Raw genomic sequence first — 692 nt, 5'->3', positions numbered from 1 at the left:
GCCGCGTTTCGGGCCGCGTTCATAAAAACGCGCGCCAAGTTCGGGAATCCTGTCGGACGCGCCGATTACCGTGCGCTGCGCCTGGATGACCTTGGCCGACGTGATCTTGAGGGACAGCACCTTGCCGAACTTCACCAGCGTCTCGCGAAGGTCGTCGGCGCGGTCGAGCATATCGTACATGTTCTTGAAGATCGTGCCGCGTTCTTCCTCGATCAGTGCTTCGAACAGCTCTTCCTTGTTGGCGAAATAGACATAGATCGTGCCCTTGGAAACGCCGGCCTCGCGGGTGATGTCGTTCATCGACGCCGCTTCAAAACCCTTGTCGATGAAGACACGGCGCGCGCCTTCGATGATCTGGCTGCGCTTGACCGGGTCTTGCCCCGCCGCCGGACGGCCGCGACGCAGGCCATCCAGCAGATCGCACTGGTCCTTGTCGGCTTCGGTCATAACGTCACACCTCGAAAAATATTCGAACCGATCGGTTCGATCACCCTTGATATGGGCCTCTCTCCGCGCTAAGTCAATGTTCACATCGCACCGAACGGTTCAGTCTGACTGATTTTCCAGAGAGAATGCCCAGTCTCCAGAGACCCAGAGAGATTCCATGTCCTCGAACGCGACCCCCACCGCCGAAGTCCGTCCTTTCCCCAACGCCAAGATTGCGCCAGCGACCGAAGCGCCGACCGCACCGA

1 protein-coding gene is annotated in these 692 nt (G+C 59.4%); it reads right to left on the bottom strand.

Annotated elements, in window-relative coordinates; all coding sequences use genetic code 11:
- Window positions 1-447: TetR/AcrR family transcriptional regulator (locus EOA13_RS37375; RefSeq protein WP_164780668.1), on the bottom strand; the 447-nt coding region annotated here is incomplete at its 3' end.
- Window positions 448-692 lie beyond the last annotated feature (245 nt).

This window comes from Mesorhizobium sp. M7A.F.Ca.US.011.01.1.1 (assembly GCF_003998295.1).
Lineage (GTDB): Bacteria > Pseudomonadota > Alphaproteobacteria > Rhizobiales > Rhizobiaceae > Mesorhizobium.
This window is presented reverse-complemented; position numbering and strand designations above follow the sequence as displayed.